This is a genomic window from Waterburya agarophytonicola KI4, from assembly GCF_020640915.1.
In the GTDB taxonomy this organism is placed as follows: Bacteria; Cyanobacteriota; Cyanobacteriia; order Cyanobacteriales; family Xenococcaceae; genus Waterburya; species Waterburya agarophytonicola.
In genome coordinates, this window is sequence record NZ_JADWDC010000140.1 from 1 (window position 1) to 2,963 (window position 2,963).

Below are 2,963 nucleotides of genomic sequence, written 5' to 3' on the forward strand. Positions count from 1 at the left end.
AAATAAAAATAATTTTTTACTATACCATAAAAAACTTTTGCAAGAGTTCTATAGTCCGCTTTGTTAGATTTGCGAAATCCTAGATAATCCTGAATTTCTCGTAGTTGGCTGGTTTTAGTTTGGTCACGTTCCCCATAGTCCTTGAGAACTGTGGGTGAAACCTCTAACTGTTGGGCGACATATTCGATTACAACTGATGGTGATTGAAGAAAGTTATCGGGGATAAAACTGAGGTATCTCAGCGTTCCCAGTTGCAGGGCGAATCCCAAGATATTGTGTTCTCCACTACGTTTTTTAACCAGAGTTAGATCTTTATCTGAGAGGGTAAAAAAGGTAATGACTTCATTGATAGTGATTTCATCTGGGAAGGATTGAAGGCGTTCTCGTTCTGCTTGAGAAAGAAATTGTCCTGGCATTGGTTACAGTCTTAATCCTCCTCCCCAATTAGTTCTACGGCTGCTGCTAAATCTTGCTCGCTAGGAGTGCAGTAACGGCGAGTAGTTTCTAGATTGTCATGTCCTGCTAGAGTCGCGACTTTTTCTAAACTTACTCCTGCATCGATGAGATTTTTACAGAATGTGTGTCGGAGTTGATGGGGCGAAATTCCTTCCAAATCGCTTTGTTTAACGTATTTTTTGAGAGTACTTTCAATCCCTCTGGGAGTCATCGCTCCTCTTTGACCGATAAACACCCGTCGGTCAGAATCTTTATTTTGGCTATATCCCAGTTCTAGTAACGCAGATCTTGCATCTTTGTTCAAAGGAACTACTCTTCTTTTTGAACCTTTGCCATGGTTAACGTTCAAGTGTCCTTTTTTGGCAGTAATTCTGATATCTTTCCAGGTTAAGGCACAAAGTTCGGAAACTCTCAATCCCGTATTGAGTAGTAATTTAACGATCGCAATGTCTCTAGTTTTTCTGCCTTTTTCGACAATGCGATACAGATCGTATTGAGATAGTCTATCCAGCCATTTAGGGGCTAAAGCTTGTTCCTTTATCGGTTGAGGAATATGAGGTAAACGATTATCTGAAAAGTAGCCTTCAATTCCCGCCCATTTGAAAAAGCTGCGGAGGCTGGAAAGCTTACGATTAATGGTTTTAGGCTTTAATTGTAATGTCTCATCTAAATGGTGTTTATATTCCCGTAAGTCAGTAGGGGTAATCAATTCGGGAGTAAATTCTCTGTTGCCCTTTGATTTTAACCAAGCAGCAAAACCATTCAAATCGCAGAGATAATTTTTGATCGTGTAAGTACTTCGTTCTGATTCGGTTAAAAACTGCGCGAAATTGTCTCGATAATTAATCGAGTCTTTTGTACTAACCAAAATTTCAGATGTAGATTTCATGCGCTTGTAATTATACGCTGAGTTTTTTGGTCGATAATCGCGCTGATTCTCTTAAATTATACGCTCAGTTAGGCAAAACTCAACGTACAAGTTCACTTATACACACAGTTTAATACTCATTAAATCGAGTTAAATAATTCTGATTATACGTCCAGCGTTGTTTTTTGTTCGTTTGCTGTCGCAACGCCATATACAGGGGCTAACACACCTGGCGCGCCGTGTCCTGGTCCAGCGAGAAAAATGGCACTGAGATCGTATTTTTTAATCAGGCGATTGAGATGAATGTAAGTGAAGCTAAGAGCAGGTGACGCACCCCAATGTCCTAATAATCTTTGCTTGATTTGTTCTGCTTTTAACGGCTCTTTCAATAGGGGATTGTCTTTTAAATAAATCATTCCCGCTGCGAGATAATTACAAGCGCGCCAATAAGCATCTATTTTAGTTAGCTCTTGGTTAGTTAAGGCTACTCGATCTTGCGTTTGAGGATTAGTGGGAGTTGAAACCATAGTCTTATTTGAGATAAATAATTGTTTTGTTGGTTGGTTTTTCTGCTCGAACAAACTGTATTTGTGCAACCCAAAATAGAGAGCAAAATCTTAGTGTTCTACTACACAAATTATCTTTTATCGGTTAGACCAAATGTTGAATCTCAAATTGCCTTACGAAAGCATTTGTTTATGAATTGGTAACTTTTTAAAATTCTCAATTTACAAATCAACGAAGTATTAAAACGAAGGCAACAATCAAAGAAATAGCCGCCGAATCAATTTGCAAATACAACGATCGCTTTAGACGTTTTAGAGAGTTAAGGCGATCGCGACATAACGATCTACTTCTATTGAGGTTCATTTTAAATACCATCTCAAGATTGAAGTCAGCTTTTCACTAGTTTTTACTACTCAGCTAAATTCTACTAATTTGAATATGTCGTTTTGGTAGTTTCGATCGCTTTTTAGGTTTAATTAAGATTGTTCTCAACAAATAGCCCCAAACAGTCCTGAAATACAAATATTTTCTAAAGTTTCATCGAGCATAATTGAAAAACCTTAGCTATGCGATCGCATTTAGGTTAATTAAATACTTATTGTGGACAGAGGTAATCAAAATTGTTTAAATAAAAGTGATTTTCACAACTAGATCGTCATGCTATTAGACTACCAACATATGCCCTCAGTTTCGTCTCTAATGCGTCCTTTTCCTTATTTTGCCGAACCCGATACTACTGTCGCTCAAATTATTCAATTAATGGACGAGCATCAAATTCGTCACCTGCCCATCAAACAAAACGATCGCATTGTAGGCATTGTTTCGGAAAGAGATTTACACTGGCTAAAAAATCCCCAGTTAGACTTCCCAATTACTAGTGAAATCCCTGCCTGTCATGTTATGATCTACGATCCTTATGTAGCAGAAATAGATACCCCGTTGCCTGTAGTTATAGATGAGATGAGTCGGCAAAAAATTGGGGCAGCAATTATCGTGCGATCGGGTAAATTAGCAGGTATTGTCACCACTATCGATCTTTGTCAGGCATTGAGTGAGTTGTTGAAAGATGAATTTAGCGGCGTTGCTGAATAAAGAGTGGATTTGTTAAAAAGAAAGAGTACAGAAAACTCTT

Annotated in this window: 3 protein-coding genes and 1 pseudogene; 1 reads left to right on the top strand and 3 read right to left on the bottom strand. The window is 38.2% G+C overall.

The features are described 5' to 3' along the window. The 3 genes and pseudogenes from I4641_RS23560 to I4641_RS23570 form a co-directional block, all read right to left on the bottom strand. Positions 1 to 416 (bottom strand): DUF4158 domain-containing protein (locus I4641_RS23560; protein ID WP_229643023.1); only part of this gene is annotated, 416 nt, incomplete at its 3' end. Between the two features lie 11 nt (positions 417 to 427). Then, positions 428 to 1,345: a tyrosine-type recombinase/integrase gene (locus I4641_RS23565; RefSeq protein WP_229643024.1), complete on the bottom strand. Its 918-nt coding sequence runs from the start codon at positions 1,343 to 1,345 to the stop codon at positions 428 to 430. A 167-nt stretch (positions 1,346 to 1,512) separates the two neighbouring features. Continuing rightward, a pseudogene (locus tag I4641_RS23570) lies at positions 1,513 to 1,851 on the bottom strand (phosphoketolase family protein); the annotation flags it as partial. A 637-nt stretch (positions 1,852 to 2,488) separates the two neighbouring features. Here I4641_RS23570 and I4641_RS23575 point away from each other — a divergent pair. Continuing rightward, complete coding sequence (locus I4641_RS23575) at positions 2,489 to 2,923, top strand: CBS domain-containing protein (RefSeq protein ID WP_229643026.1); 435 nt, start codon at positions 2,489 to 2,491, stop codon at positions 2,921 to 2,923. The last annotated feature ends 40 nt before the right edge of the window (positions 2,924 to 2,963 follow it).

Excerpts from the sequence above, each read along its gene's own strand:
- I4641_RS23565 (WP_229643024.1), bottom strand. The coding sequence starts at position 1,345 with ATGAAATCTACATCTGAAATTTTGGTTAGTACAAAAGACTCGATTAAT.
- I4641_RS23575 (WP_229643026.1), top strand. The coding sequence starts at position 2,489 with ATGCTATTAGACTACCAACATATGCCCTCAGTTTCGTCTCTAATGCGT.